At 55.6% G+C, this 23,870-nt stretch carries 22 protein-coding genes; 11 read left to right on the top strand and 11 right to left on the bottom strand.

Going from position 1 to position 23,870, the window contains the following annotated elements; genetic code table 11:
* Nucleotides 1-204: 204 nt before the first annotated feature.
* Nucleotides 205-1,692 (bottom strand): molybdate ABC transporter ATP-binding protein ModF, encoded by a 1,488-nt coding sequence (gene modF, locus O1V65_RS13070; protein WP_017492989.1) that lies wholly within the window; start codon nt 1,690-1,692, stop codon nt 205-207.
* Nucleotides 1,693-1,863: 171 nt separating this feature from the next.
* Nucleotides 1,864-2,646 carry a molybdenum-dependent transcriptional regulator gene (gene modE / locus O1V65_RS13065; RefSeq protein WP_026110684.1) on the bottom strand — a complete coding sequence of 261 codons (783 nt, stop codon included), beginning with the start codon at nt 2,644-2,646 and terminating at the stop codon, nt 1,864-1,866.
* Between the two features lie 224 nt (nt 2,647-2,870).
* Here modE and O1V65_RS13060 point away from each other — a divergent pair, with 224 nt between their 5' ends.
* The 4 genes from O1V65_RS13060 to modC all read left to right on the top strand — a co-directional run bounded on the left by O1V65_RS13060 (nt 2,871) and on the right by modC (nt 5,721).
* Nucleotides 2,871-3,026 (top strand): AcrZ family multidrug efflux pump-associated protein, encoded by a 156-nt coding sequence (locus O1V65_RS13060; RefSeq protein WP_017492987.1) that lies wholly within the window; start codon nt 2,871-2,873, stop codon nt 3,024-3,026.
* 159 nt (nt 3,027-3,185) lie between these two features.
* Nucleotides 3,186-3,959, top strand: a complete 774-nt coding sequence (gene modA / locus O1V65_RS13055) for a molybdate ABC transporter substrate-binding protein (RefSeq protein WP_017492986.1) — start codon at nt 3,186-3,188, stop codon at nt 3,957-3,959.
* Complete coding sequence (gene modB / locus O1V65_RS13050) at nt 3,956-4,645, top strand: molybdate ABC transporter permease subunit (RefSeq protein ID WP_017492985.1); 690 nt, start codon at nt 3,956-3,958, stop codon at nt 4,643-4,645. The genes modA and modB overlap by 4 nt, the downstream gene beginning before the upstream one ends.
* Complete coding sequence (gene modC, locus O1V65_RS13045) at nt 4,645-5,721, top strand: molybdenum ABC transporter ATP-binding protein ModC (protein WP_269129778.1); 1,077 nt, start codon at nt 4,645-4,647, stop codon at nt 5,719-5,721. The genes modB and modC overlap by 1 nt, the downstream gene beginning before the upstream one ends.
* A gap of 101 nt (nt 5,722-5,822) precedes the next feature.
* Here the strand turns inward: modC and O1V65_RS13040 are convergent, their stop codons facing one another.
* Entirely contained in the window at nt 5,823-6,641 is an 819-nt protein-coding gene (locus O1V65_RS13040) for a pyridoxal phosphatase (protein ID WP_227952672.1), read from the bottom strand.
* A 174-nt stretch (nt 6,642-6,815) separates the two neighbouring features.
* Between O1V65_RS13040 and pgl the strand changes: the two genes are divergently transcribed.
* Nucleotides 6,816-7,817: a 6-phosphogluconolactonase gene (gene pgl / locus O1V65_RS13035; protein ID WP_017492982.1), complete on the top strand. Its 1,002-nt coding sequence runs from the start codon at nt 6,816-6,818 to the stop codon at nt 7,815-7,817.
* Between the two features lie 91 nt (nt 7,818-7,908).
* Here the strand turns inward: pgl and O1V65_RS13030 are convergent, their stop codons facing one another.
* The 6 genes from O1V65_RS13030 to O1V65_RS13005 form a co-directional block, all read right to left on the bottom strand.
* A complete protein-coding gene (locus O1V65_RS13030; RefSeq protein ID WP_269129777.1) occupies nt 7,909-9,213 on the bottom strand; it encodes a putative acyl-CoA thioester hydrolase in 1,305 nt (434 codons plus the stop codon).
* Between the two features lie 200 nt (nt 9,214-9,413).
* Nucleotides 9,414-9,896: a kinase inhibitor gene (locus O1V65_RS13025; protein ID WP_084911607.1), complete on the bottom strand. Its 483-nt coding sequence runs from the start codon at nt 9,894-9,896 to the stop codon at nt 9,414-9,416.
* A gap of 27 nt (nt 9,897-9,923) precedes the next feature.
* Nucleotides 9,924-10,604, bottom strand: coding sequence for a type 1 glutamine amidotransferase domain-containing protein (locus tag O1V65_RS13020; RefSeq protein ID WP_017492979.1), 681 nt, complete (start codon nt 10,602-10,604; stop codon nt 9,924-9,926).
* Between the two features lie 42 nt (nt 10,605-10,646).
* Complete coding sequence (locus O1V65_RS13015; protein WP_084911605.1) at nt 10,647-11,690, bottom strand: NADP-dependent oxidoreductase; 1,044 nt, start codon at nt 11,688-11,690, stop codon at nt 10,647-10,649.
* A gap of 208 nt (nt 11,691-11,898) precedes the next feature.
* Nucleotides 11,899-12,678 (bottom strand): ABC transporter substrate-binding protein, encoded by a 780-nt coding sequence (locus O1V65_RS13010; RefSeq protein ID WP_084911603.1) that lies wholly within the window; start codon nt 12,676-12,678, stop codon nt 11,899-11,901.
* Between the two features lie 24 nt (nt 12,679-12,702).
* The gene (locus O1V65_RS13005) at nt 12,703-13,857 is read right to left on the bottom strand and encodes a methionine aminotransferase (protein ID WP_084911600.1); all 1,155 of its coding nucleotides are present in this window, start codon (nt 13,855-13,857) and stop codon (nt 12,703-12,705) included.
* Nucleotides 13,858-13,987: 130 nt separating this feature from the next.
* On the opposite strand from O1V65_RS13005, the gene O1V65_RS13000 reads away from it, so the two are divergent.
* On the top strand, nt 13,988-14,965 hold the full coding sequence (locus O1V65_RS13000; RefSeq protein WP_269129776.1) for a LysR substrate-binding domain-containing protein: 978 nt from the start codon (nt 13,988-13,990) through the stop codon (nt 14,963-14,965).
* Here the strand turns inward: O1V65_RS13000 and bioA are convergent, their stop codons facing one another.
* Nucleotides 14,966-16,243, bottom strand: coding sequence for an adenosylmethionine--8-amino-7-oxononanoate transaminase (bioA, locus tag O1V65_RS12995; RefSeq protein ID WP_165428956.1), 1,278 nt, complete (start codon nt 16,241-16,243; stop codon nt 14,966-14,968). It lies immediately after the preceding gene.
* 122 nt (nt 16,244-16,365) lie between these two features.
* On the opposite strand from bioA, the gene bioB reads away from it, so the two are divergent.
* Genes bioB through bioD form a run of 4 tightly spaced genes read left to right on the top strand, consistent with a single transcriptional unit; the run spans nt 16,366 to nt 20,020 of the window.
* Nucleotides 16,366-17,403, top strand: coding sequence for a biotin synthase BioB (gene bioB / locus O1V65_RS12990; protein ID WP_017492459.1), 1,038 nt, complete (start codon nt 16,366-16,368; stop codon nt 17,401-17,403).
* Between the two features lie 6 nt (nt 17,404-17,409).
* Nucleotides 17,410-18,573: an 8-amino-7-oxononanoate synthase gene (gene bioF, locus O1V65_RS12985; protein ID WP_084911598.1), complete on the top strand. Its 1,164-nt coding sequence runs from the start codon at nt 17,410-17,412 to the stop codon at nt 18,571-18,573.
* On the top strand, nt 18,545-19,327 hold the full coding sequence (bioC, locus tag O1V65_RS12980; protein WP_084911596.1) for a malonyl-ACP O-methyltransferase BioC: 783 nt from the start codon (nt 18,545-18,547) through the stop codon (nt 19,325-19,327). Before bioF ends, bioC begins: the two co-directional genes overlap by 29 nt.
* Before the next feature lie 12 nt (nt 19,328-19,339).
* Nucleotides 19,340-20,020: a dethiobiotin synthase gene (bioD, locus tag O1V65_RS12975; RefSeq protein ID WP_017492456.1), complete on the top strand. Its 681-nt coding sequence runs from the start codon at nt 19,340-19,342 to the stop codon at nt 20,018-20,020.
* Between the two features lie 6 nt (nt 20,021-20,026).
* Here the strand turns inward: bioD and O1V65_RS12970 are convergent, their stop codons facing one another.
* Nucleotides 20,027-20,737: an ABC transporter ATP-binding protein gene (locus O1V65_RS12970; protein WP_017492455.1), complete on the bottom strand. Its 711-nt coding sequence runs from the start codon at nt 20,735-20,737 to the stop codon at nt 20,027-20,029.
* A gap of 1,098 nt (nt 20,738-21,835) precedes the next feature.
* On the opposite strand from O1V65_RS12970, the gene uvrB reads away from it, so the two are divergent.
* Complete coding sequence (uvrB, locus tag O1V65_RS12965; RefSeq protein WP_017492454.1) at nt 21,836-23,842, top strand: excinuclease ABC subunit UvrB; 2,007 nt, start codon at nt 21,836-21,838, stop codon at nt 23,840-23,842.
* The last annotated feature ends 28 nt before the right edge of the window (nt 23,843-23,870 follow it).

Genomic DNA, 23,870 nt, shown 5'->3' with positions numbered 1-23,870 from the left:
GTAAAACGGCGTATTTTTGCCAACACAATCCTTATAATACCTGAAGTGTAATCGGTTACATCAAGTTTTTTTAAATGGATATTGTCATGCAAGGTTAATTTTAGGAAAAAGATTAAGGGGAGTTAAGGAAGCTTTAGGTTGCGTCTGGGCTGCTAAAGCAAGGTCGATGGGCGGCCGCCCATCGACGAGAATAGAGAGTTTCAGTTATACCGAGCGTGCCGCCGGCAGTGTGTCAATCTGATAGCCATAAATCTCTCCCTCAGGCACAAAACTCAGTCGGTGAGTGATGCACTGCGGGGCGTCCTCGGCGTGGTGCGAGACGAACAGCAGCTGAGTTTTCCCTTCACCGATCAGGACGTCGATGAAGCGACGCACCAGCTGGCGGTTGATGGGGTCGAGACCCTGTAAAGGCTCGTCGAGAATCAGCAGCGCAGGATGCTTCACCAGCGCACGAGCGATCAGCGCCAAACGCTGTTGGCCCCAGGACAAGCTGTGGAACGGCGTGTCAGCCGTGCGTCCGCCGAGGCCGAGCAGTTCAAGCCATTGCGTCGTCAACTGCTGCTGTCTGTCCGACACCGCCTGATAAATACCAATTGAATCAAAGAATCCCGACAAAATAACGTTGCGCACGTTCGAGCTTACGCGGTAGTCGAGATGCAGGCTGCTGCTGACGTAACCGATGTGCCGCTTGATATCCCAGATGGTCTCGCCGCTGCCGCGACGGCGGCCAAACAGCGTTAAATCGTTGCTGTAGCCCTGCGCGTGATCGCCGGTTATCAGACTCAACAACGTCGATTTGCCTGCGCCGTTTTGCCCGACAATCTGCCAGTGCTGGCCGGGGTCAACCTGCCACGTCAGACCGTGCAAAATAGGCTTATCATTGTATTGCACCACGCCGTTGCGCAGCACAATCAGCGGCTGGTCGCGTGGAGGCGAGACGTTTTGCGTCGGATCTTCACTTTCGGGAAGCTGAAGGCCGCTCAGCGTTTCGCTGTGTGCCAGCTGTGCGACCAGGGCGTCAGAAAGCACCTGCTCGCGGGGGCCAACCGAGGCCAGTGTGCAGTCAGCCAGTACGCCAACGTGCTGAACAAAGGCAGGAATATCGTCGAAACGGTTTAATACCAGCACCATCGTCTGACCCTTGCCCGCCAACTCGGCCAAGGTGTCCGCCAGTTGTTCACGCGCTTTCACGTCTAGCCCGTCGAAAGGTTCATCTAACACCAGCAGGTCCGGCTGTTGCATTAGCACCTGACAAAGCAGCGTCTTGCGGGTTTCGCCGGTTGAGAGATATTTGAAGCGTCGCGTCAGCAGATGAGCGATACCGAATTGCGTAGCCAAAGCCTCGCAGCGCGCCGCATCATGCACCTGCTCCTGAATGATTTCAGCGGTGGTACGACCGGTATCGTCTTCGTCGGCGCTGAGCATATCCGTATTGTTGCGCTGCCACTCGTCGGCAACCAGTTTTTGCAGCTGTTCGAACGACAGGCGAACCCCGTTAGAAAACTCGCTATGGCGTGTGCCTTCCAGCAGCACTAAATCACCGGCAATTGCTCGCGCCAGCGCAGACTTTCCGCTGCCGTTGGAGCCAACAAACGCCCAGGACTCCCCCTGGCGCAGCGTCAACTCGGAAAGTGCCAGAGTGCGCTTATCGCCAAGACGGAAAATGGCCTGTGAAATATTTAATGATGACATCTTGCTCCTGCCTGCTTATCACTTGGGGCGGCGCGTGGTGACCTGCCCGGAAATTCTTATCTAAAGAGACTTTTAAGAATTTCAGGGATAAGCGCATCACCGGCCCAAGTCAATTGACAATTCTGCAAACTGTCAGCGCTGAAAATGCAAGATCCTGAATATTATAAATTATTAGCAAAGTGTGGCGACGATCACCTTGTCCGCGTCGAACTGCGCAAACACCTCAGCACCTTCTTTGAGCTTCAGTTCGGCAATCTGTGCACTGGCTACGGTGGCGCATAAAATCTCACCGGCCTGTAACGCAATCAAAACCTCGCTGTTGTCATGACCTTGTTGAATACTCTGTACTTTCCCGGCAAGTGCGTTATCGGTATTCGTCGACTGATAGCTCAGCGTTATCCAGGGTGCCTTGATTAACGCGAGGATCTCTTTGCCCGGCACCAGGCTCAGGCGATCGGCGCTTTGCTGGGTGAGGGCGGCACGAATCCGCGTCTTTCCATCGGCAAGCAATACGTTGATATGCTGCTGAACCTCTTCGTTATCGCGTTCGATAACGGTGCCAAAAAGTTGGTTGCGTGCGCTGGTTTGCAGTGAGAAACGCGAGATGGCCGCCAGCAAACTGTCGAGCGGCAGGCCATCATCTTTAAGCACGTCAAAAGCCTTTTGCTGGATTTGTGCCAGCAGGTCATAGAGCTGAATCAACCTCTCGCCGTAGCGGGTCAACTGCGCGCCGCCGCCGCCTTTGCCGCCAGTATTGCGTTCAACCAGCGTCTCATCCGCCAGCTGATTCATCTCATTAATCGCATCCCAGGCACTTTTGTAGCTGACCCCGGCCAGTTTGGCGCCCTGACTTATCGAGCCGGTCACCTTAACCTGCTTCAATAATTCGATACGACGCGGATCGGCAAAAATGCGCTGTTGCAGTTTCAGGGTTAACAGGATTTCAGCTTGCATAAATAGGAGTCCAACCTTGGCGTGAGCAAAAGTCATGGTACGAGGCATGACCTGACAATAGGCGCTATTGTCGCCCATCGGCGTGATTTCTCAAACTGTGTTAAGAGCAGGATTCGAAAAGGAGGCGGTGAAAAGCTAAAGTAATTACCCCATTTCACTGTTAAGATTAGTAACAGTTTTTTGCATTCGCCTTACGGCGTGATAAACAGCAGGGAGAGGCCAGCATGTTGGAATTACTTGAAAGTTTGCTTTTCGCGGCGATCATGGTGCCTATTTTTATCGCCATCGTACTTGGGCTGATTTACGGCATGGGTGAGCTGTTCAATCTTATTTCTAAAATTGGTCATCCGAAAGAGTCGCGCAGCGAACCAAAAGCGTAGCCCCTTAGCTCGCTTAACTTTCACTGATCAAAATGCCTGGCCTTCGCGCCGGGCTTTTTTTGCATCAATTTAGGTCTGAAGATTTATGTTACTGCGTATTTCCACGTTATATTGAACCCTATACAGCGGTTATCCAATAAAACAATAAGGAAAGACTCGATGCGTATTACTCTGGGTAAAGGTTGGGTGGCAGCCGTGCTGGTTGCCGGTGTATTCACTCAGGCGCAGGCGGCGGAGAAAATCACCGTGTTTGCTGCCGCTTCGCTAACGAACGCGCTGCAAAAAATTGCCGAGCAGTATCAGCAGGGCAAGGAGGTGCAGATTGTTTCTTCCTTTGCCTCATCGTCGACGCTAGCCAAACAGATAGAGCAGGGCGCTCCCGCTGACCTGTTTATTTCCGCTGACCAGCAGTGGATGGATTACGCTATCGGCAAACAGCTGATGGTAAATAACACCCGCTACACCTTGCTCGGCAACGACCTGGTGTTGGTCGCCGCCGCTGACGGTAAACAGCAAAAAATTGATATCAACAAGCAGACGCCGTGGCTTTCATTGCTCAACGGCGGTCGTTTGGCCGTCGGTGACCCTGCACACGTGCCCGCGGGAATTTACGCTAAAGAGGCGTTGCAAAACTTGGGTGCCTGGAGCGCCGTCGAACCAACACTCGCTCCGGCCAGTGACGTACGCGGCGCGTTGGCGCTGGTGGAGCGTCAGGAGGCCCCTTTGGGCATTGTCTACGGCTCTGACGCCGTCGCCAGCAGCAAGGTAAAAGTTGTCGGCGTGTTCCCTGAGTCCAGCCACAAGCCGGTCGAATATCCGATGGCGGTGGTAAAAGGCCACGAGAGTGCGGCGCTCACCGCCTTCTATGACTACCTGAAAACGCCTGCCGCCAGCGCGGTATTCAAACAGTATGGATTTACGCCGCGCGGATGATACTAAGCGACTATGAATGGCAGGCAGTGATGCTAAGCATCAAGGTGTCCAGCCTTGCCGTGGTGCTGAGCCTGCCGCTGGGGATCCTGATGGCCTGGATCCTCGTCCGCTGCCGTTTCCCCGGTAAATCACTGCTCGACAGCGTGATCCATCTGCCGTTGGTGTTACCCCCGGTGGTCATCGGCTATTTGCTGCTGGTGGTGATGGGACGTAAAGGGTGGCTAGGCGCGTGGCTGTATGACTGGTTTGGCTTCAGCGTCAGTTTTAGCTGGAAAGGGGCGGTGCTTGCCTCGGCGGTGATGGCCTTTCCCTTGATGGTGCGTGCGATTCGCCAGTCTCTCGAGGCGATTGATACTCGTCTCGAGCAGGCGGCAAGAACGCTCGGTGCCTCGCCGCTCAAGGTGTTTTTTACCCTCACACTGCCGCTGTCGCTGCCCGGAATTATCGTCGGCGTGGTGCTGGCGTTTGCTCGTTCACTGGGTGAATTTGGCGCGACCATCACCTTTGTGTCCAATATCCCCGGTGAAACGCGCACTATCCCGTTGGCGATGTACACCCTGATTCAAACTCCGGGTGCAGAGGGGGCGGCCGCGCGCCTCTGCGTACTGGCAATACTGCTGTCGCTGGCGGCATTGCTGATTTCGGACCTGCTTGCGCGGCACAGCCGTAAGCGTCTGGGGGGCTGATGCTCAAATTGGATTTTGCCCAACGGCTTGGTGACTTGTCGCTCGAGGTAAAGGTTGACCTGCCCGAGCGCGGCATTACCGCTATCTTTGGCCTTTCCGGCGCCGGAAAAACCTCATTAATTAATGCCATAGCGGGGTTGACCCGTCCCGACTGCGGCGTAATCACCTTGAATAACCGCGTGCTGTCTAAGGGGGGAGATGCCTCGTCAAAGGCCGTTTTTCTTCCGCCCGAAAAACGGCGTATCGGCTACGTGTTTCAGGACGCACGGCTGTTTCCGCACTACAAGGTGCGCGGCAATCTGCAGTACGGCATGGTGCCCGCGATGCGTGAGCAGTTCGAGAGTATCATTCAACTGCTCGGCGTCGAATCTCTGCTCGATCGCTATCCTTTGACGCTCTCGGGCGGTGAAAAGCAGCGGGTGGCTCTCGGACGCGCATTGTTGAGCGGTCCTGAGCTGTTGTTGATGGATGAACCTTTAGCGGCGCTGGACCTGCCGCGCAAGCGCGAACTGATGCCCTATCTGGAGCGGCTGGCGCAGCAGGTGAACATTCCTATTCTCTATGTTACCCACAGTCTGGACGAGATCCTGAGTCTGGCCGAGAAAGTCCTGATACTCGAGCAGGGCAAGGTGCTGGCCTTTGGTGACGTCGAAGAGGTGTGGTCCAGCAGCGTGATGCGTCCGTGGCTACGGCGCGAAGAGCAAAGCAGCGTATTGAATGTGAAGGTGATGGAGCCGCATCCGCATTACGCCATGACCGCGCTGGCGCTGGGTGATGAGAAGCTGTGGATCAACCGCGTTGAGGTGCCGTCAGGCACGGCTATGCGTATTCGAGTGCAGGCCGCCGATGTCTCGCTGGTGCTGCAACCCACGCCCGGAAACAGCAGCATTCGCAACGTATTGCCGGCCGTGGTCGAGGAGCTGCTGGAGAACCCGCAGGCGATAGACGTCAAACTTTCCGTCGGCGGCCACATACTGTGGGCTAAAATTACCCCGTGGGCGCGCGATGAACTAGGCATCCACCCTGGACAACGCGTGTTTGCACAAATCAAAAGCGTGTCGCTGAGTCGAGGGTGAACAAGCCGTTTTTAAAATGAAACTTGGCGCTGATTGATGCGAGCGTTTTATGGACGACAACCGGTGAATAGCCCGCTCTCAATATCGCGGGCTTTGTTTATTCAAAGCACCTTGCTGCGAATCACCTCGGCGATACCGGGTTGTTCGTTATCGGCAATAACCAGGCCCGCGCGGGCTTTGATAGCCTCATCGGCATTGCCCATCGCTACACCTAAACCGACATTTTCCAACATGCTCAGGTCGTTATAGTTGTCACCGAAGGCGATAACGTCGGACATGCTCATCCCCTGCGACTCTACCCACTCCTGCAGACGACGTCCTTTGCTGTTGCCGCCCTTGGCGACGTCAACCTGGTCGTGCCATGACCATTCACAGGCCAGCCCAAGCTCTTGCTCGGCCTGCTGCGCAAAGGCGTGCAGCGCATCGAGGTCGTGGTGCGAGGTGGCGAATTTCCACAGGGAGTTCGCTTCGTCGGCGGCGTCGCGCAGGCTGTTGACCTGAATGAGGGTTGGACGGAGGCCCTCAGGCAGCGTTTTGCCCCAGGCAATCGAGCGCTCGACGTGGCCGTTAGGCTGCTGGTAAAGCATGGCATCATCGACATACAGCAGGCCGTGGATGCCGTAAAACTCGAGCAGGTCGACGACTTTCTTGGCTTTAGCTTTATCCAGTGGATCCGAACTGATTACCTTTTTATCCTGAAAATCATACAGATAGGTTCCATTACAGCAGATGGCCGCGGTATCGAGTCCTAGCTCATGATGAAACGACTTGATAGCCACGTGATGACGGCCGGTCGCGATAACCACTTTAACCCCAGCGGCCCGCGCATCGGCTAGCGCGGCGAGGGATTCAGGAAGAATACGTTTTTGACGGTCAAGCAGCGTGCCGTCGAGATCGAGCGCGATAACGCGATAAGTCATGAGCGGTTCCAGCAGATTGTCGGTGGATAAAATTAAGGCTATTGATGTTACACCTTAAATCTAAATGTTAAAACCTCGCATCCGGCGCTAATGCCTTGGCACAGTAATAGGCTATGCTGATGAACAGCGCACTTACAATAACGAACCCTATTTCAGCTTTAATAAGGAGATATGATGAAACAAGTCGTTTATGTTGCCAGCCCGGACAGCCAGCAGATCCACGCCTTTAACCTGCATGACGACGGAGAGCTGTCGCTGCTGCAAACGGTTGAAGTCCCAGGGCAGGTGCAGCCGATGGTGGCGTCGCCGGATTCTCGCCATCTGTACGTGGGCATTCGCCCTGAGTTTGCAATTCTGACCTATCATATCGGCCACGACGGCAAGCTGGAGCAGGCCGGCATGGCACCGCTGCCTGGCAGCCCGACCCATCTGGGCATCGACTTGCAGGGACGTTTCGTCTTTAGCGCCTCCTACAGCTACAACAACGTCAGCATCCATCCGATCGGTAAAGACGGCGTGGCGCTGGACCACCAGCAGGTGTTGGAAAACCTTGAGGCTCCACACTCGGCCAATATTAGCCCGACCAATCAGCTGCTGATGATCCCTGCGCTGAAAGAGGACCACATTCGTCTCTATGATTTCGCGCTGGACGGTAAAGCGACCCCGCACAACCCGGTTCAACTGACCACCGCAGCGGGCGCGGGTCCGCGTCATATGGCGTTCCACCCGAACCAGCATTTTGCCTACACCGCCAATGAGCTGAACGGCACCGTGGACGTGTATCAGAAAGACGTAACCCGCGGCGAGTACCATGCCGTGCAGACGCTGGATATTATTCCTGCCGATTTCACGGGCGATCGCTGGACCGCAGACATTCACATCACTCCTGACGGTAAATACCTGTACGCCTCCGAGCGCACCTCAAGCCTACTGGCCATCATGAAAGTTTCTGAGGACGGCAGCGAGATCTCGCTGGTGGGACATCATCCGACCCAGACCCAGCCACGCGGTTTCAATATCGATAACAGCGGTAAATTCGTGATTACCGCCGGTCAGAAATCTGATGAGATTGAAGTGGCGCGCATCGACCAGGCTACCGGCAAACTGAGCCGACTGAACACCTATCCGGTGGGCAAAGGCGCGATGTGGGTCACCATTATCGAGCTGCATCACTAATCGTTACCGCCTGAAAAGCGCATAAAAAAACGCCAGAGCTTAATCAGCCTGGCGTTTTTATTTTCAGTCCGTCAATCGACGGGGTCAGGCGTTATTTTGCGCCAGCGAACACATTATTGTACTGCCACAGGCGGTTGAAGCCGGTGTCGTTAAGGTCACGATTAGGCGCAACGTTGCCGCTGAACGGACGCTCGGAGTAGGCCGCATCGCCCCAAGGCTGTTGCAGGTTGTAGCTGCCGTCAATTTGGCTGTCGCGGATGACCAACTGGCCGTTTGGCGTCTGGCCCGGTGCGTAGCCCCCTTTATCGACGCCCAGGTCAACTGAGCGACCGAGCAGCGCTTTCTGCGCCGCGCCCTGGCCGCTGAAGCCTTTGTCGCCGGTCAGGTTACTGTCGATGACCAAATAACCGTAAGGCACGTTGGCCGGGGTTATCGGAGCAAAGATGCTGGCCTGCTTCACGCCACGGCTTGAAAGGGTATGGAATTCAACGTGATCGAACACGGCGTTAGCTTGGCCGGTGACATAGTCCACGTCGCCTTCAATCAGGCTATTGTGCACGTAGACGCGGCTATAGCGGTTGTTCACGGTCTGATTATTCACGTCGCTGGTGTTGACCAGCAGGGTGTTTTCACGGCCCAGTACGTGCACGTTGTCGAGCAGCGTCTGGTCACCGTCAACGCGCAGCGCCACGGCAGGGTGTTCGCCTGCGTCGGTGGTGTCCTGCAGGCTGTTGGCGATGGTCAGGTTTTGCAGCTGGAGGCCATTACCCTGTGACCACAGTGTCGCGGAACAGCTCACGCCGATGCTGGCGTTCTGCGGATTGCCACATTGGTTGAACATGTACCATGCGCGGTCGCCCGGCAGGAATTCACCGTTTGGGCTAACGGTCTTGCGGTAATCTGCGGGAGCAACGCTGGCTTCCAGACCCAGCTGCAGCACAACCTGATCCGCGCTCTCGCCTGCACCAAACAGGCTGACAGGTGGGGAACCGGCAGGGATATAAATGGCGCCGCTGTAGGTGCCCGGCAGAACCTTGATAAATACGCGCTCGCCGTGGTTATGCTGCGCCAGTGCGGCATCTACCGCCTGTTGTACGGTGGTATAAGTTGCGCCATCGTTGCCTTTTTTAGGGCCAACGATGTAAGGGGTATTCACGCCATCGGTTTTCGCCAGAGACGGATGCCAGCCGTCCTGCTGAACCTCAACGGAAGGACCACCGAAGGCCAGGTAGGACTTCTCGGTGAAGTGGGCCGCTTCATCAGCGCTAAGAACAGGCAGAGCCGCGGTACCCGGTGCAGCCTGTGTGGACAGGTTTTCCTGGCTGTGGCTACAGGCAGCTAGAACCAATGTGGCAGACAAAACAGCGCTGGCACGCGACAGGGTGGAAATTTTCACAGTCTCTGACTCCTTGATGCACAAAAAAAGCGGCCAGCTCGGCTGACCACTTATCAATTCAAAATCTGGATTAAATACCGATTTTTTGAAGTACTGGTTTCGTAGCTTACAAATCTTTCGGATAAAAACATGCGGCTTTTTATCACAAAGCCGATTTTATCATTAAGAAATATTTATTGTGTATACAAAAAGCGCAGTAATTAGCTGAAAATCACCGTTAAAGAGGCTTTTGCCAGCGTATGGAAGTGCAGGTTAAAGCCCAGATAGGCACCGCTGGACTCTTCGCTGACGTCAAGTTGGTCAACGTCGAGCGCATAAACGGTGAACTGGTAACGGTGATGCTCGCCCTGTGGCGGTGCTGCGCCGCCGTATCCCGCCTTGCCAAAGTCGGTGCGCGTTTGCACGGCACCTGCCGGCAGTCCCCCTTTGCCTGAACCGGCACCGGTCGGCAGAGAGCGCAGATCCGCGGGCAGATTGGCCACACCCCAGTGCCACCAGCCGGAACCGGTTGGTGCATCCGGATCATAGCAGGTGATGGCGAAACTTTTGGTGCCAGCCGGAGGGTTGTCCCAGCTCAGCTGAGGAGACAGGTTGTTGCCCTCATAGCCCATACCGTTGAACACCTGGCCGTTCGGCATCTTGTCGCCGTCTTTAAGATCGGTACTTTTTACTGTAAAAGCCATAACACCCTCATTTGTTGTTATAAATTCTCAGTCCGAGCCTAGCATTTTCAGCAATGCCTGAGCAACGCCGGCGGAAGACGCCGGATTTTGTCCGGTAATCAGCCTGCCGTCGACTATCACATAAGGACGCCAGTCCGCGGCCTTGCTGTATTCACCGCCATTCTTCTTCAGATCGTCTTCGACCAGGAAGGGGACGACCTCGGTCAACTGCACCGCCTCTTCTTCACTGTTGCTAAAGCCGGTGACGTGCTTGTCTTTGACCAGCGGAATATCGTCGATTTCAACGTGTCGGAAAACGCCCGGCGCGTGGCACACGGCGGCGACCGGTTTGTCGGCGCGCCAGAATGCCTCGATAAGCTTGATGGAATGCTCGTCCTCCGCCAGATCCCACAGCGGTCCGTGGCCTCCCGGATAGAAAACGGCGTCAAAATCGTCGGCATTGATCTCGCTGAGCTTGCGTGTTTCCGCCAGCCGTTTCTGTGCCTCTTTATCCTGACGGAACCGTTCGGTGGTTTCTGTCTGGGCGTCAGGCTCGTCGCTTTTCGGGTCAAGCGGTGGCTGGCCGCCCTTCGGCGACGCGAGCACGATATCCGCGCCCGCGTCCAGGAACTCGTAATAGGGAGAAGTGAACTCCTCAAGCCAGAATCCGGTTTTCTTACCGGTATCACCCAATTTATCGTGAGACGTCAAGACTATTAATAGTTTCATAAACTTATCTCCAATAATGTCGGGGAATAATTCCCAATCAAATTATTCCGCTTCCTTACCTACCTGTATCACCAGCTTGCCGAAGTTTTTACCCTCCAGCACGTCGTTTAAAGAGGCTGGTGCATTTTCCAATCCCTGGACGATGTGTTCACGGAACTTTATCTTGTCCGCTGCGAACCATTCACTCATCTGTTTGGCAAATTCTGGATAACGGTGGCCATAGTCATCGAAAATAATGAAACCCTGAATGCGCAGGCGTTTCTTCAGGATTGCGGTGGTCAGTAGCGTCAGACGGTCCTCACCCTTTGGCAGTTCCTGAGCATTATACTGTGACACCACGCCGCACAGCGGGACGCGCGCCTTGGTGTTGAGCAGCGGCAGTACCGCGTCAAACACCGCCCCGCCCACGTTTTCAAAATAGACGTCGATGCCGCGCGGACAGGCTTCTTTTAGGCGCTGACCGAGGTTGGCGGCACGGTGATCCAGACATTCGTCAAAACCAAAATGCTCGACCGCATAACGGCATTTCTCTTCACCGCCGGCGATGCCCACGACCTTACAGCCTTTAAGTTTAGCAATTTGCCCAACCAATGACCCTACCGGGCCGGTCGCGGCCGCCACGACGACGGTTTCACCGGCCTTTGGCTCGCCGATATCCAGCAGACCCATATAGGCCGTGAAACCCGGCATCCCGAGCACGCCGAGCGCCAGTGAAGGGTGTTTCAACGCATCGCCTTCGAGCTTTCTGGCCAGTTTGGCATCAACGACGGCGTAGTCCTGCCAGCCGCTCCCTGCGACCACCCAGTCACCCGGTTTGAAATGGGCATCTTTTGACTCGACGACGCGTGAAACCGCACCTCCAACCATCACGTCACCGAGGGCAACCGGCGGAGCATAAGAGGGGGCATCGCTCATGCGTCCGCGCATGTACGGGTCAAGCGACAGATAAACAGTGCGCAGCAGCAGCTGGCCATCGGCAGGTTTTGGCAGGTCGGTTTCTTCCAGACGGAAGTTTTCCGCCACCGGCGCTCCTTTCGGACGTGAGGCTAAAACGAAGCGGCGATTAACGGTTGAATTCTGTGACATGCTGACTCCTTAAGATTTAAAAAGACTTCCACCGGGAACAAGTATAGGACGCCAGGCGGTATCGTAAGGGAACAGTAACAGGGGGGAAGCGTTAAGGTACAGAAATCAGAGGACTTGTTTTGTTAATAGATAATAATAAAAGCTTTGTTGGCAAGGAGATATCTCCCGCCGCCGGGGAACAGGCGGCGGGAAAAAAATGCAGGCAGAATTATTTTGGCGTTACGTCGATATCGCCAAAGTATTTTTTGGCGAGCTGTTTAACGGTGCCGTCCTGTTTGATTTTGGCAATCGCCTTGTCGAGACGCTCTTTATTGGCGGTGTCGCCTTTGCGCAGGCCAAAAGCGATGCCGCTGCCGAGGATTTTGTCGTCGTCTACGCTGTCGCCAACGAAGCTAAAGCCTTTGCCGTCCGGACGGTCAAGGAAGCCAGACTGACCCGCGGCGGCCATGACCAATGTCCCGTCGAGGCGGCCGGAAGTCAGATCAAGGTAAACCTGATTCTGATCCTGATACGACACCACGTCTACCCCTTTGGGCGCCCAATGTGCCTGGGCGTAGGTTTCCTGAATCGAGCCTTGCAGCACGCCAATGTGCTTGCCTTTCAGCGAGGCAGCGTCCGGCAACAGGCCTGAACCGGTTTTAGCGATAAGCTTGGTAGGAATACGGTAGATAACGTCTGAGAAATCAATCGCCTCACGGCGTTTATCGGTGGCGTTCATCGCAGAGTTGATGGCATCGAACTTGCGCGCTTTGAGCGCTGGGATAAGCCCGTCGAAAGAGGTTTCGCTCCATTCGCACTTGGCGTTGGCTGCGGCACAGACCGCTTTGCCCAGGTCGATATCAAAGCCTTGCAGTTCACCGCTGGGGGATTTGGACTCGAACGGCGGATATTGCGCCTCAAGACCAAACTTGATGGTGTCGTTTGCCGCCATCGTTGAAAACGACGCTAGGGCACAACTCAACAGCAGCAAACTTTTCAATTTATGCATTTTTATGGCTCCAGGATAGGTATTTCAAACGCCAGAAAGACGGCGCGCGCCTTCATAAAGTGTTTCATCATCTTTCGCAAAGCTGAGTCGAATCAACCCTGTAGGCTTATTGTCACTGTAAAATGCCGACAGTGGAATGCTCGAAACCTGATGATCGCGAATCAATTTCAGCACGAACTCATCATCGCTAAGCGGGCTGAAGTGGTTGAATCGGGCGAGCATAAAGAAGCTACCGCGCGTTGGAAGCAGTTCAAAGCGCGAGCCGTGCATCGCTTTGACCAGTAAATCACGTTTTTGCTGATAAAAATCAGCCAGACCCAAATAACTTTGCGGGTCTGCCAGCGCTTCGGCGAAGGCGTATTGCATCGGCGTATCGGCGGTGAAGACCATAAACTGGTGCACCTTACGGATTTCGTCCATCAGCGCTTCCGGTGCCAGTGTGTACCCCACGCGCCAGCCGGTGACGTGATAGGTTTTACCGAACGACGATACGATAACGCTGCGCTCGGCGAGCTCAGGGTGACGCGCCATGCTCTCGTGACATTCGCCGTCAAAGACCACGTGTTCATAAACCTCATCAGAGAGGATGACGATATCGGTGTTGCGGGTCAGCGCAGTCAGGCGGTCAATGTCATGCTGGGTGAAAATCGCGCCGGTCGGATTGTGCGGGCTATTGATGATGATCATCCGCGTGCGGCTGTTGATAACACTCGCGACCTCGTCCCAGTCGATGCTGAAATCGTCCATCGACAGGCGGACAGGTACCGGTTTCGCGCCCTGTAAACGGACGATCGGCGAGTAGCTGTCGAAAGCCGGTTCAAAATAGATGACCTCATCGCCTGGATGCACCAGTGCGCTAATGGCCGAATAAATACCTTCACTGGCGCTGGCAATTACGGTGACTTCACTGTCGGCGTCGTAATGACAGCCGTACAGCGCTTCTACCTTGGCCGAGAGCGCACGGCGCAAAGCTGCCACACCGCTCATTGGCGCATATTGGTTCTGGCCTGCGCGCATCGATTTCGCGACGGCGTCTATCAGCGAAGGCTGGCAAGAAAAATTGGGCGCACCCTGAGACAGGTTCAGGGCGTTATGCTCTGCACTTAACTGGCCAATCACGGTGAAAATAGTGGTACCGACGTCAGGTAATTTCGACTGCGGGGACATGGCGCTTTTCATGCAAACTCCTGTGAGGCGGGGCGAAAGGGCGTATAAGTATGACTCGATTAAGCAACAGTTTCGCTGGGCCGACAATGGAAAGTTTGTCATACTTGCCATGATCTGAGGTCATAGCTGGAGCCGTATCACGATGAGTTCACCCCTTGATTTTATGCCCGCGTCTTCATCCTCTTTAGTGCCGAATCTCCCTCCGCTAAATTTGCTGAAAACCTTTGTCGTTGTCGCGCAAACCATGAATCTCACGCGCGCCGCCGAGCTCCTGCACATTACCCAGGGCGCGGTGAGCCGTCAGATTACCGGCCTGGAGTCGCATCTGGGATATCCGTTGTTTGTACGTCAGGCCAGAGGCTTGACCCTGACACCGCGCGGTGCACAGTTGCTGCCCCCCATCCGGCTGGCAATGACGCAGATGGGAGAGGCGCTACAGCGGGTGGCGGGCCATCCCGATACGCTGCGCATCAAGTGCCCGACCTGTTCGATGCGCTGGCTGCTGCCGCGTGTTATCAAGCTGCAAAACGACAGGCCGGACATGCAAATTGAACTGACCGCTTCGGTGGCACACGGGGTGGATTTTAGCCGTGAACATTTTGATGCCGCGGTGGTGTTTGGGCGGCCGGTGGAGAGTTCGCTGCATGCGATGCACCTGTTTGACGAGGTGCTGACGCCGGTTTGCGTGCCGAGCCTGTTGCCAGTCAGGCAGAAAGAGGCGCGAGTCACGGATCTCGCGGATCAAACGCTTTTACATCCGACCCGCGATCGCCGCGACTGGCTGCTGTGGCTAAAAACGGCCGGTGCGCAGACGCTGCCGTCGAGTAAATCGCAGCATTTCGATACGCTAGACTTGGCCATCAACTCGGCATTGCAGGGCTATGGCGTGGCCATCGGCGATTTAACGCTGATCGAAGACGATCTGCAGGCGCAGCGGGTGATAGCCCCCTTTACCCTGTGCGTGGCGAGCGGGGCGACCTATCAGCTGCTTTATCCCGACAATCCGAGCCCGGCGCTGCGCGTTGCCATCGATTTTCTCAATCAGGAAGCGCAGCACAGCCGGGCCAGACTCGATGCACTGCTGGCAGCATCGCGCCAGTTGGTAAGGACAGGCGCTTAATCAATAAAGCGTCGTCAGCGCGCGGGCGATAGCCTGAGTCAGTCGGCTGAGCTGTTCTCTGTCGATGACGTAAGGCGGCATCAGGTAAATCAGTTTGCCGAACGGGCGAATCCATACCCCTTCGGCGACAAAATGCTGTTGCAGCCGCGCCATATCGACCGGTTGACGCATCTCAACCACGCCAATTGCGCCCAGCACGCGCACGTCGGCCACTGCCGGATGCGCCCCAAGTGGCGTAAGTTCGTGCTTCAGCTGTGCTTCAATGGCCGCCACCTGCTGCGGCCAGCGGTTTTCGGCGAGCAGCGACAGACTCGCGCTGGCGACGGCGCAGGCCAGCGGATTGCCCATAAACGTCGGGCCGTGCATAAAGCATCCCGCCTCACCGTTGCTGATGATGTTGGCCACTTCACGTGTCGTCAGCGTGGCCGACAGCGTCATGTAGCCGCCGGTCAGCGCTTTGCCGAGGCATAAAATATCCGGCGCGATCCCGGCATGTTCACAGGCAAACAGCTTGCCGGTACGGCCAAAACCGGTGGCAATCTCGTCGGCAATCAGCAGTACGCCAAACTCGTCGCACAGTGCGCGCACCTGATGCAGGTATTGCGGATGATAGATGCGCATGCCGCCCGCGCCCTGAACCACCGGCTCGAGGATAACCGCGGCAATTTCGCGACGATGTTCCGCCAGCAGGGCAGCGAACGGCGCTATCTCCTGCGGATCCCACTCTCCCTCAAAGCAGCTCTGCGGCGCGGGAGCAAACAGATGTTCGGGCAGATAACCCTGATACAGGCTGTGCATCGAATTTTGCGGGTCACACACCGCCATCGCGCCAAACGTATCGCCATGATAACCGTGGCGCAGGGTCAGTATCTTCTGGCGTTTTTCGCCGCGCGCCTGCCAGTATTGCATCGCCATCTTTAACGCGACCTCGACCGCCACCGACCCAGAGTCCGCTAAAAATACGCACTCCAACGCCTCGGGCGTCATGTCGACCAGCTGCTTTGCCAGCGCGATAGCCGACGGATGGGTAATGCCGCCAAACATCACGTGCGACATCTTGCCAATCTGTTCAATCGCCGCCTTGTTGAGTCGCGGATGGTTGTAGCCGTGAATGGCCGCCCACCACGATGACATGCCGTCAACCAATTGTCGCCCGTCTGCCAGATGCAGCATCACCCCCTCGGCGGACTCGACCGGATAGGTCGGCAGCGGGCGGGTCATGGAGGTGTACGGATGCCAGATATGGCGTTGATCAAATTCGAGGTCGGCCGGTGTCATGAAGAGTTCCTGTCGTCGGGGGTGTACTTAAGTCGTAAACCAAAAATAAAATATTACGTTGACCGTAAACTAAAATAAATCAAAAATGGTTTACGGTATATCATTACTTTTGGAGATGTCTTATGACAGCCCGCACTCGTTGGAACTATGAGCAAACTCAAGCCTTATTCGAAAAACCTTTTCTGGAACTGATGTTTGAAGCGCAGCAGATCCACCGCCAGCACTTTGACCCACGTCAGGTTCAGGTCAGTACACTGCTGTCGATTAAGACCGGAGCCTGCCCGGAAGACTGCAAATATTGTCCGCAGAGTTCGCGCTACAAGACCGGGCTTGAATCCGAACGTTTGATGCAGGTCGAGCAGGTGCTGGAGTCTGCGCGGCAGGCCAAAGCGGCGGGTTCGACGCGTTTTTGCATGGGCGCCGCCTGGAAGAATCCTCACGATCGCGATATGCCCTATCTTGAGCAGATGGTGCAGGGCGTGAAGGAGCTAGGCATGGAGACCTGCATGACGCTGGGTACGCTGAATACCACCCAGGCGCAGCGTCTGGCCTCGGCGGGGCTGGATTTTTATAACCATAACCTCGACACCTCACCAGAGTTCTACGGCAGTATCATCACCACTCGCAGCTACCAGGAGCGTTTGGATACGCTCGAGGAGGTGCGCGGTGCGGGCATCAAAGTCTGCTCGGGCGGCATCGTTGGGTTGGGAGAGACGGTCAAGGACCGCGCCGGCCTGCTGATGCAGTTGGCGAACCTTCCGGTCCCACCGGAAAGCGTGCCAATCAACATGCTGGTCAAGGTCAAAGGCACGCCGCTGGCCGACAACGACGACGTCGATCCTTTTGATTTTATTCGCACTATCGCCGTAGCACGCATCATGATGCCGCGCTCCTACGTGCGTCTTTCGGCGGGGCGTGAGCAGATGAGCGAGCAGACGCAGGCAATGTGCTTCATGGCCGGTGCCAACTCGATTTTCTACGGCTGTAAACTGCTGACCACGCCGAACCCTGCGGAAGACAAAGATCTGATTCTATTCGGCAAACTGGGGCTTAATCCTCAGAACTTTGCCACCGAAATGGGCGACCAAGAGCAGCAGCAGGCGTTGAGTTCGCAGCTGATGCACGCCGACAGCGATATGTTTTACAACGCCGCGGTCTGACGGACGATGACCTGGTCTGCGCGTATTCAAACCGCTCTCGACGAACGCCGGCAGGCTGATGCGTTCAGGCAGCGCCGTCCTAATGCCGGGGGGAATGGCCGCTGGATAGCGCTCGACGACCGCCGCTACCTTAACTTCTCGGGCAACGATTATCTGGGGCTGTCGCAGCGCGAAGAGGTGATTGCCGCCTGGCAGCAAGGGGCTGCGCGCTATGGCGTCGGTAGCGGTGGGTCGGGCCACGTGACCGGTTTTACCCACGCGCATCATGAGCTAGAACAGCAGTTGGCCGACTGGCAGGGCTATCCGCGGGCGCTGCTGTTTATCTCGGGATTCGCGGCCAATCAGGCGGTCGTCGCGGCGATGATGCAGGCCGACGATCGGATTTTGGCCGATAAACTGAGCCACGCCTCACTGCTTGAGGCGGCCGTTCAGTCTCCGGCGCAGCTGCGGCGTTTTGCCCACAATCAGCCGGCGTCGCTGGCGCGTCTGCTTGAAAAATCGGCGGTGGGTGAAACCCTGACCATAACCGAGGGGGTTTTCAGCATGGACGGAGACACCGCACCGCTGGCTGAACTCCATCACCTGACTCGCCGCCACGGCAGTGGGTTGATGGTGGATGATGCCCACGGTGTGGGTGTTCTTGGCGAGCAGGGGCGCGGCAGTTGCTGGCAGCAGGGCGTTAAACCCGAACTGCTGGTGCTGACTTTTGGTAAGGCGTTTGGCTGTAGCGGTGCCGCGGTGCTGTGTGACGATGCCACCGCCGATTATTTGTTGCAGTTCGCGCGTCATCTGATTTACAGCACCGCGATGCCCGCGGCGCAGGCCTGTACGCTTCAGGCTGCCCTGACATGTATTCAGCAAGCTGATGACCTGCGTGATAAACTGGCGGCCAACATTGCCCGTTTCAGGACGGGTGCGGCGCAGCTGGGTCTGCGGTTAACCGACTCCTCGAGCGCTATTCAACCCCTTATAGTTGGGGAAAATCGGCCTGCGATGGTGTTGGCAGAGCGCCTGCGCGAACGTGGGATGTGGGTCAGCGCAATTCGTCCGCCGACCGTTCCACCCGGCAGTGCGCGTTTACGCCTGACCCTTACGGCTGCCCATCAGCCCGAAGATATTGATATTTTGCTGGAGTCCCTGAATGGGTGCAGTCACGGAATTAGTGAATAAAAAAGCGGTCGCCGATGCGTTCAGTCGCGCGGCCCACAGTTATGAAGGCGCGGCTGAATTGCAGCGCCAGAGCGGCGATACCCTGATGGCGATGGCCGCTTTACAGGACGCGACGCTCGGTGAAAAGGTGCTCGACGCAGGCTGCGGCACTGGCTATTTCAGCCGCCGCTGGCGCGAACTGAATAAGAATGTCACCGCACTCGATCTCTCCGAAGGCATGCTGGCGCGTGCCCGAGAGCTCAACTCTGCCGACGTCTATCTGCCGGGCGACATCGAACGGCTGCCGCTTGCCGACAACTCCGTCGATATCACTTTTAGCAATCTGGCGGTGCAGTGGTGCAATGCGCTGCCGCGTGCGCTGGAGGAGATGGTGCGGGTGACGCGTCCGGGCGGCATCGTGCTATTTTCGACGCTGGCGGAAAATTCGCTGCTGGAACTGTCGCAGGCCTGGATGAAGGTTGACGGCCGTCCACACGTCAACAAATTCCTCACCCCGGATAAAATTGCCGAGGCCTGTGCGCCTTACACCCACCACGTCGAATTCAGTCAGCACACCTCGCTGTTTCCTGACGTGATGAGCCTGATGCGTTCGCTAAAAGGCATCGGCGCGACGCACATTAAAGGCGGAAGGCTCGGGGGATTGGGCGGCCGAGAACGTCTGGCCTTGCTTGACAAGCACTACGTGCGTCGCGACGGGATGCTGCCACTGACCTATCGCCTGGTCTATGGGCTTATCCAGTGTGAGAAAGAATAAAAAGAGTAAAACATGAATAAAAAGCGCTGGTTTATCACTGGCACCGACACCGAAGTCGGAAAAACTGTGGCTACCTGTGCCTTCTTGCAGGCAGCCAAAGCGGCAGGCATGAGCACTGCCGGATACAAACCGGTTGCCTCGGGCAGCGAAATGACGCCAGAGGGCATCCGCAACGGCGATGCGCTGGCATTACAGGCCAACAGTTCCGTCGCGCTGGACTACGCGCAGGTTAACCCTTGCACTTTTCTGCAGCCGACCTCGCCACACATCGTCAGCGAACTGGAAGGGCGACCTATCGAGTTTGAGGTGCTATCGAAGGGATTGCGTGAACTTGAACCTTTAGCGGACTGGGTCGTGGTCGAAGGAGCAGGGGGATGGTTTACGCCGCTCAATGCCTCGCAAACCTTTGCTGACTGGGTGGTAGAAGAAGGGCTGCCGGTTATCCTGGTGGTCGGCATGCGGCTGGGCTGTATCAACCACGCGGTACTGACCGCACAGGCTATCTCGCAAAGTGGTTTGCGGCTGGCCGGGTGGATTGCCAATGACGTTGAGGAGACGGGGCAGCATCATCAGGCCTATCTCGCAACGTTAACACGTATGTTGCCTGCGCCCCTGTTGGGCGAGATCCCGTATCTTCAAAAGCATCAATTCAACGATCCTGGTCGCTATTTGTCGCTCGAGTGCTTGCTGTAAGCCGCTTCATACTGTGAGATAGGTCTTCACCAGATTCTCATCGAGGTCGGCCAACGTACCTTGTGCGACGTTGCGTCCGCCGTCGAGCAGACAGAAACGGTCGGCGACGCTTCGAATAAACGGCAGCTTGTGGCCTACAAGTAGCAGCGTCAGGCCGAGGTCGCGGTTGAGGCGGTGGATAATATTGCCCATGTTGGCTTCCATCGCCTCGCTGGTGTGCTCGGTCGGCTCATCAAGAATAAGCAGCTCCGGCTCCTGCACCAGCGCGCGGCTGATAGCCAGCTGCTGTTGCTGCGTCTCGTCAAGCTCTCCGGCCTTACGCGACCCTTTCTCTTTCATCGACGGAAACAGGTCATAGACTTGAGAAGGTACGCGGCGCGTTTTATTGCGGCTGGCCATCATCGCAATTTGCAGGTTTTCGTCGACGCTCATCTGCGAGAAAATTTGCCGTCCCTGAGGGACGTAGCCAATGCCCATCTGCGCGCGTGTTTCCACCGGCAGTGCCAGCAGGTTTTGCGGCTCCTGGTTAGCAGAATGCCAGATCATCGAGCCACTTTTAACCGGCAAATGGCCCATTATGCAGTTAACCAACGTCGTTTTACCGACGCCATTACGGCCTATCAGGCAGTTGCACTGGCCGCGGTAAAGCTCGAGATTGATGTCCCACAGGATATGATTTTGACCATAAAACTGGTTAACCGCTTTTACACTTAGCATCAGTTGTTCCTCATTTGTTCGGCGTTCCGTTGAACACAACATTGACAACCCCTGTCATATTTCTGACATTTTTTCGATGCCGTTAGTCTGTTAACACAGGATTAAATTCCGTTTAAGTCTCGCATTTAAACAGCATTAACAAGTGACAAACGGCCATCCCGCAGTGCTAAACGGCTAAAACTGACGTTTTTTCGCCTTAAAAGCATTCACTGTTGCTAAAAAATAGAGAATTAGTGGGCATAAGATTAATCAGCACATTATCTGTAAAGCTAACCCTTTGGACTAATACTGCAACTCTTGGGCCAAGTTTAAAAAGATAAGTCTTAAAGGATTGTGAAGCAGGCACCGCGAGGCTGCGGCAGGCCTACCCTGTGCCAATGCATTACCAAAATTAATGTTATCGGACAAGTTGAGGATTCGAGGTGCACTTTGCCAGTGCTGAGGCTGGAAGTTTTGGTGCAAGCAAAAGGCAAGGAGAGAGCAGAAAAATCCTGATGAGATGCACATATCAATTTTGCAATCCAAAAGAGCGGCTTTTTCTAGGTCAAAACTGAATATATAAAGAAATAAAAGTGTAAAAAAATAACTAAAAAAACGTCAAATGAGGCACCAAAGGCTAAATGTCTATTTTTGTCAGCGCACGGCCCAAGCGGCGCGCTGAGACTTATCCACTATTCCTGTGGATAACCTTGTGCATGAGAGTTATAAAAGTTGCTACAGGCGAGTCGGGGCGCGGGTTGAGCTTAGTTTGCCCGCATTCTCGACTTTTTAGGGAAAATCCTATTTATCAATAGGTTAATTAAAATCAAGAGCACCCTTGTCTGACCCTAGTGATTGTGTAAGTTTTCGTCAGTCGAGCTTGCAAAAGTTAATTCGCGATAGAATCTGGGGATAAATGTCCCTTGATGGGGAAAATGGGTGGACGGCGTTACCTGAAAAAGTGCAATCCGACCGCTCAAGAAAGAATCGTAGCTTGATGCTGGGTTTTTATCCAGTATAATGTTTAGTCCAAGCTTGTCTATGTTCCATTTGACAAGGTGAGTGAGTATTCCATACTTCCTCTCCGGTCTCGCACGTTCTCATCTCAGGTAGCCCGCAATGAGCAAAGTATTCAAACTACATTCCGAATTCAAACCTTCGGGCGATCAGCCTGAGGCTATTCGCCGCCTTGAAGAAGGGCTGGAAAACGGTCTGGCGCACCAGACGCTGCTGGGCGTGACCGGCTCAGGCAAAACGTTCACCGTCGCCAACGTGATTGCCGACCTGAACCGGCCCACCATGGTGTTGGCGCCCAACAAAACGCTGGCGGCGCAGCTCTATGGTGAGATGAAAGAGTTCTTCCCCGAGAACGCGGTGGAATATTTTGTTTCCTATTACGATTATTATCAGCCCGAAGCCTACGTGCCGAGCTCCGATACCTTTATCGAGAAAGACGCCTCGGTTAACGAACACATCGAGCAGATGCGACTCTCGGCGACCAAGGCGTTGCTTGAACGCAAAGACGTGATAGTGGTGGCCTCGGTCTCTGCCATCTATGGTCTGGGCGACCCTGACCTCTATCTGAAGATGATGCTGCACCTGACCAAGGGCATGATCATCGATCAGCGTTCAATTCTGCGCCGTCTTGCCGAGCTGCAGTATGCGCGCAATGACCAGGCTTTCCAGCGCAGTACGTTTCGCGTTCGTGGCGAGGTTATCGACATCTTCCCGGCCGAGTCTGATGACCTGGCGCTGCGCGTCGAGCTGTTCGACGACGAGGTTGAGCGGCTTTCACTGTTCGATCCACTGACCGGACAGGTATCGCAGGAAGTGCCTCGCTTTACTATTTACCCGAAAACGCACTACGTGACGCCGCGTGAGCGCATCGTGCAGGCGATGGAAGAGATAAAAGTCGAGCTGGCCGACCGGCGCAAGAATCTGCTGGCGAACAACAAGCTGCTGGAAGAGCAACGTATCAGCCAGCGTACCCAGTTCGACCTTGAGATGATGAACGAGCTCGGCTACTGCTCGGGCATCGAAAACTACTCGCGCTATCTCTCCGGGCGTGGCGAAGGTATGCCGCCACCGACGCTGTTTGACTACCTGCCTGCTGATGGGCTGCTGATTGTCGATGAGTCCCATGTCACCATTCCGCAGATAGGCGGCATGTACAAAGGCGACCGTTCGCGCAAAGAGACGCTGGTGGAGTACGGTTTCCGTTTGCCCTCGGCGCTGGACAACCGTCCGCTGCGCTTTGAAGAGTTCGAGGCGCTGGCCCCGCAGAGCATTTACGTCTCGGCGACACCGGGCAACTATGAGCTGGAGAAATCCGGTGGCGACGTGATAGACCAGGTGGTCAGGCCGACCGGGCTGCTCGATCCGCTGATTGAAGTGCGGCCAGTGAGCACGCAGGTCGACGATCTGCTGTCTGAGATCCGCAAACGCGTGGCGATCAACGAGCGCGTGCTGGTGACGACCTTGACCAAGCGCATGGCCGAAGATCTCACCGAATACCTCGAGGAGCACGGTGAGAAGGTGCGTTACCTGCACTCAGACATCGACACCGTCGAGCGCGTCGAGATAATTCGTGACCTGCGTCTGGGCGAGTTTGACGTGCTGGTGGGGATCAACCTGTTGCGAGAGGGTTTGGACATGCCGGAGGTATCGCTGGTGGCGATTCTCGATGCCGATAAAGAAGGCTTCCTGCGCTCTGAGCGTTCGCTTATCCAGACCATTGGTCGTGCGGCGCGTAACCTTAACGGCAAGGCGATTCTGTACGGCGACAAGATTACCAACTCGATGGCTAAGGCTATCGGCGAGACCGAGCGTCGCCGCGCGAAACAGGAGGCCTACAACCTCGAAAGGGGCATTACGCCGCAGGGTCTGAACAAGAAAATCGGCGACATTCTTCAGCTTGGACAGCCGAAATTCAAGAAAAACAAAGAGCTGCGTGAAGCGCAGGCGGCTTCAACGGTCAAGGCACTTACGCCGAAGGCGCTGGAGCAACGCATTCGCGAGCTGGAAGCGAAGATGTACCAGCATGCGCAGAATCTGGAGTTTGAAGACGCCGCGAATACGCGTGATGAGTTGCATGCATTACGCGAACAATTTATCGCGTTATCCTAAATACCCCCTATCTTTCGCAGCGTGGGGG

Origin of the sequence: Rouxiella badensis, assembly GCF_026967515.2 — a bacterium.
GTDB lineage: Bacteria > Pseudomonadota > Gammaproteobacteria > Enterobacterales > Enterobacteriaceae > Rouxiella > Rouxiella badensis.
Note: the sequence above shows the minus strand (reverse complement) of the source record. Positions and strands in the feature narration are given on the sequence as shown.

Excerpts from the sequence above, each read along its gene's own strand:
- modB (WP_017492985.1), top strand. The coding sequence starts at position 3,956 with ATGATACTAAGCGACTATGAATGGCAGGCAGTGATGCTAAGCATCAAG.
- bioF (WP_084911598.1), top strand. The coding sequence starts at position 17,410 with ATGACCTGGTCTGCGCGTATTCAAACCGCTCTCGACGAACGCCGGCAG.
- O1V65_RS13010 (WP_084911603.1), bottom strand. The coding sequence starts at position 12,678 with ATGCATAAATTGAAAAGTTTGCTGCTGTTGAGTTGTGCCCTAGCGTCG.
- O1V65_RS12970 (WP_017492455.1), bottom strand. The coding sequence starts at position 20,737 with ATGCTAAGTGTAAAAGCGGTTAACCAGTTTTATGGTCAAAATCATATC.
- O1V65_RS13000 (WP_269129776.1), top strand. The coding sequence starts at position 13,988 with ATGAGTTCACCCCTTGATTTTATGCCCGCGTCTTCATCCTCTTTAGTG.
- bioD (WP_017492456.1), top strand. The coding sequence starts at position 19,340 with ATGAATAAAAAGCGCTGGTTTATCACTGGCACCGACACCGAAGTCGGA.
- uvrB (WP_017492454.1), top strand. The coding sequence starts at position 21,836 with ATGAGCAAAGTATTCAAACTACATTCCGAATTCAAACCTTCGGGCGAT.
- pgl (WP_017492982.1), top strand. The coding sequence starts at position 6,816 with ATGAAACAAGTCGTTTATGTTGCCAGCCCGGACAGCCAGCAGATCCAC.
- O1V65_RS13015 (WP_084911605.1), bottom strand. The coding sequence starts at position 11,690 with ATGTCACAGAATTCAACCGTTAATCGCCGCTTCGTTTTAGCCTCACGT.
- bioC (WP_084911596.1), top strand. The coding sequence starts at position 18,545 with ATGGGTGCAGTCACGGAATTAGTGAATAAAAAAGCGGTCGCCGATGCG.
- bioA (WP_165428956.1), bottom strand. The coding sequence starts at position 16,243 with ATGACACCGGCCGACCTCGAATTTGATCAACGCCATATCTGGCATCCG.
- modC (WP_269129778.1), top strand. The coding sequence starts at position 4,645 with ATGCTCAAATTGGATTTTGCCCAACGGCTTGGTGACTTGTCGCTCGAG.
- O1V65_RS13060 (WP_017492987.1), top strand. The coding sequence starts at position 2,871 with ATGTTGGAATTACTTGAAAGTTTGCTTTTCGCGGCGATCATGGTGCCT.
- O1V65_RS13020 (WP_017492979.1), bottom strand. The coding sequence starts at position 10,604 with ATGAAACTATTAATAGTCTTGACGTCTCACGATAAATTGGGTGATACC.
- O1V65_RS13025 (WP_084911607.1), bottom strand. The coding sequence starts at position 9,896 with ATGGCTTTTACAGTAAAAAGTACCGATCTTAAAGACGGCGACAAGATG.
- modE (WP_026110684.1), bottom strand. The coding sequence starts at position 2,646 with ATGCAAGCTGAAATCCTGTTAACCCTGAAACTGCAACAGCGCATTTTT.
- modF (WP_017492989.1), bottom strand. The coding sequence starts at position 1,692 with ATGTCATCATTAAATATTTCACAGGCCATTTTCCGTCTTGGCGATAAG.
- O1V65_RS13005 (WP_084911600.1), bottom strand. The coding sequence starts at position 13,857 with ATGAAAAGCGCCATGTCCCCGCAGTCGAAATTACCTGACGTCGGTACC.
- O1V65_RS13040 (WP_227952672.1), bottom strand. The coding sequence starts at position 6,641 with ATGACTTATCGCGTTATCGCGCTCGATCTCGACGGCACGCTGCTTGAC.
- bioB (WP_017492459.1), top strand. The coding sequence starts at position 16,366 with ATGACAGCCCGCACTCGTTGGAACTATGAGCAAACTCAAGCCTTATTC.
- modA (WP_017492986.1), top strand. The coding sequence starts at position 3,186 with ATGCGTATTACTCTGGGTAAAGGTTGGGTGGCAGCCGTGCTGGTTGCC.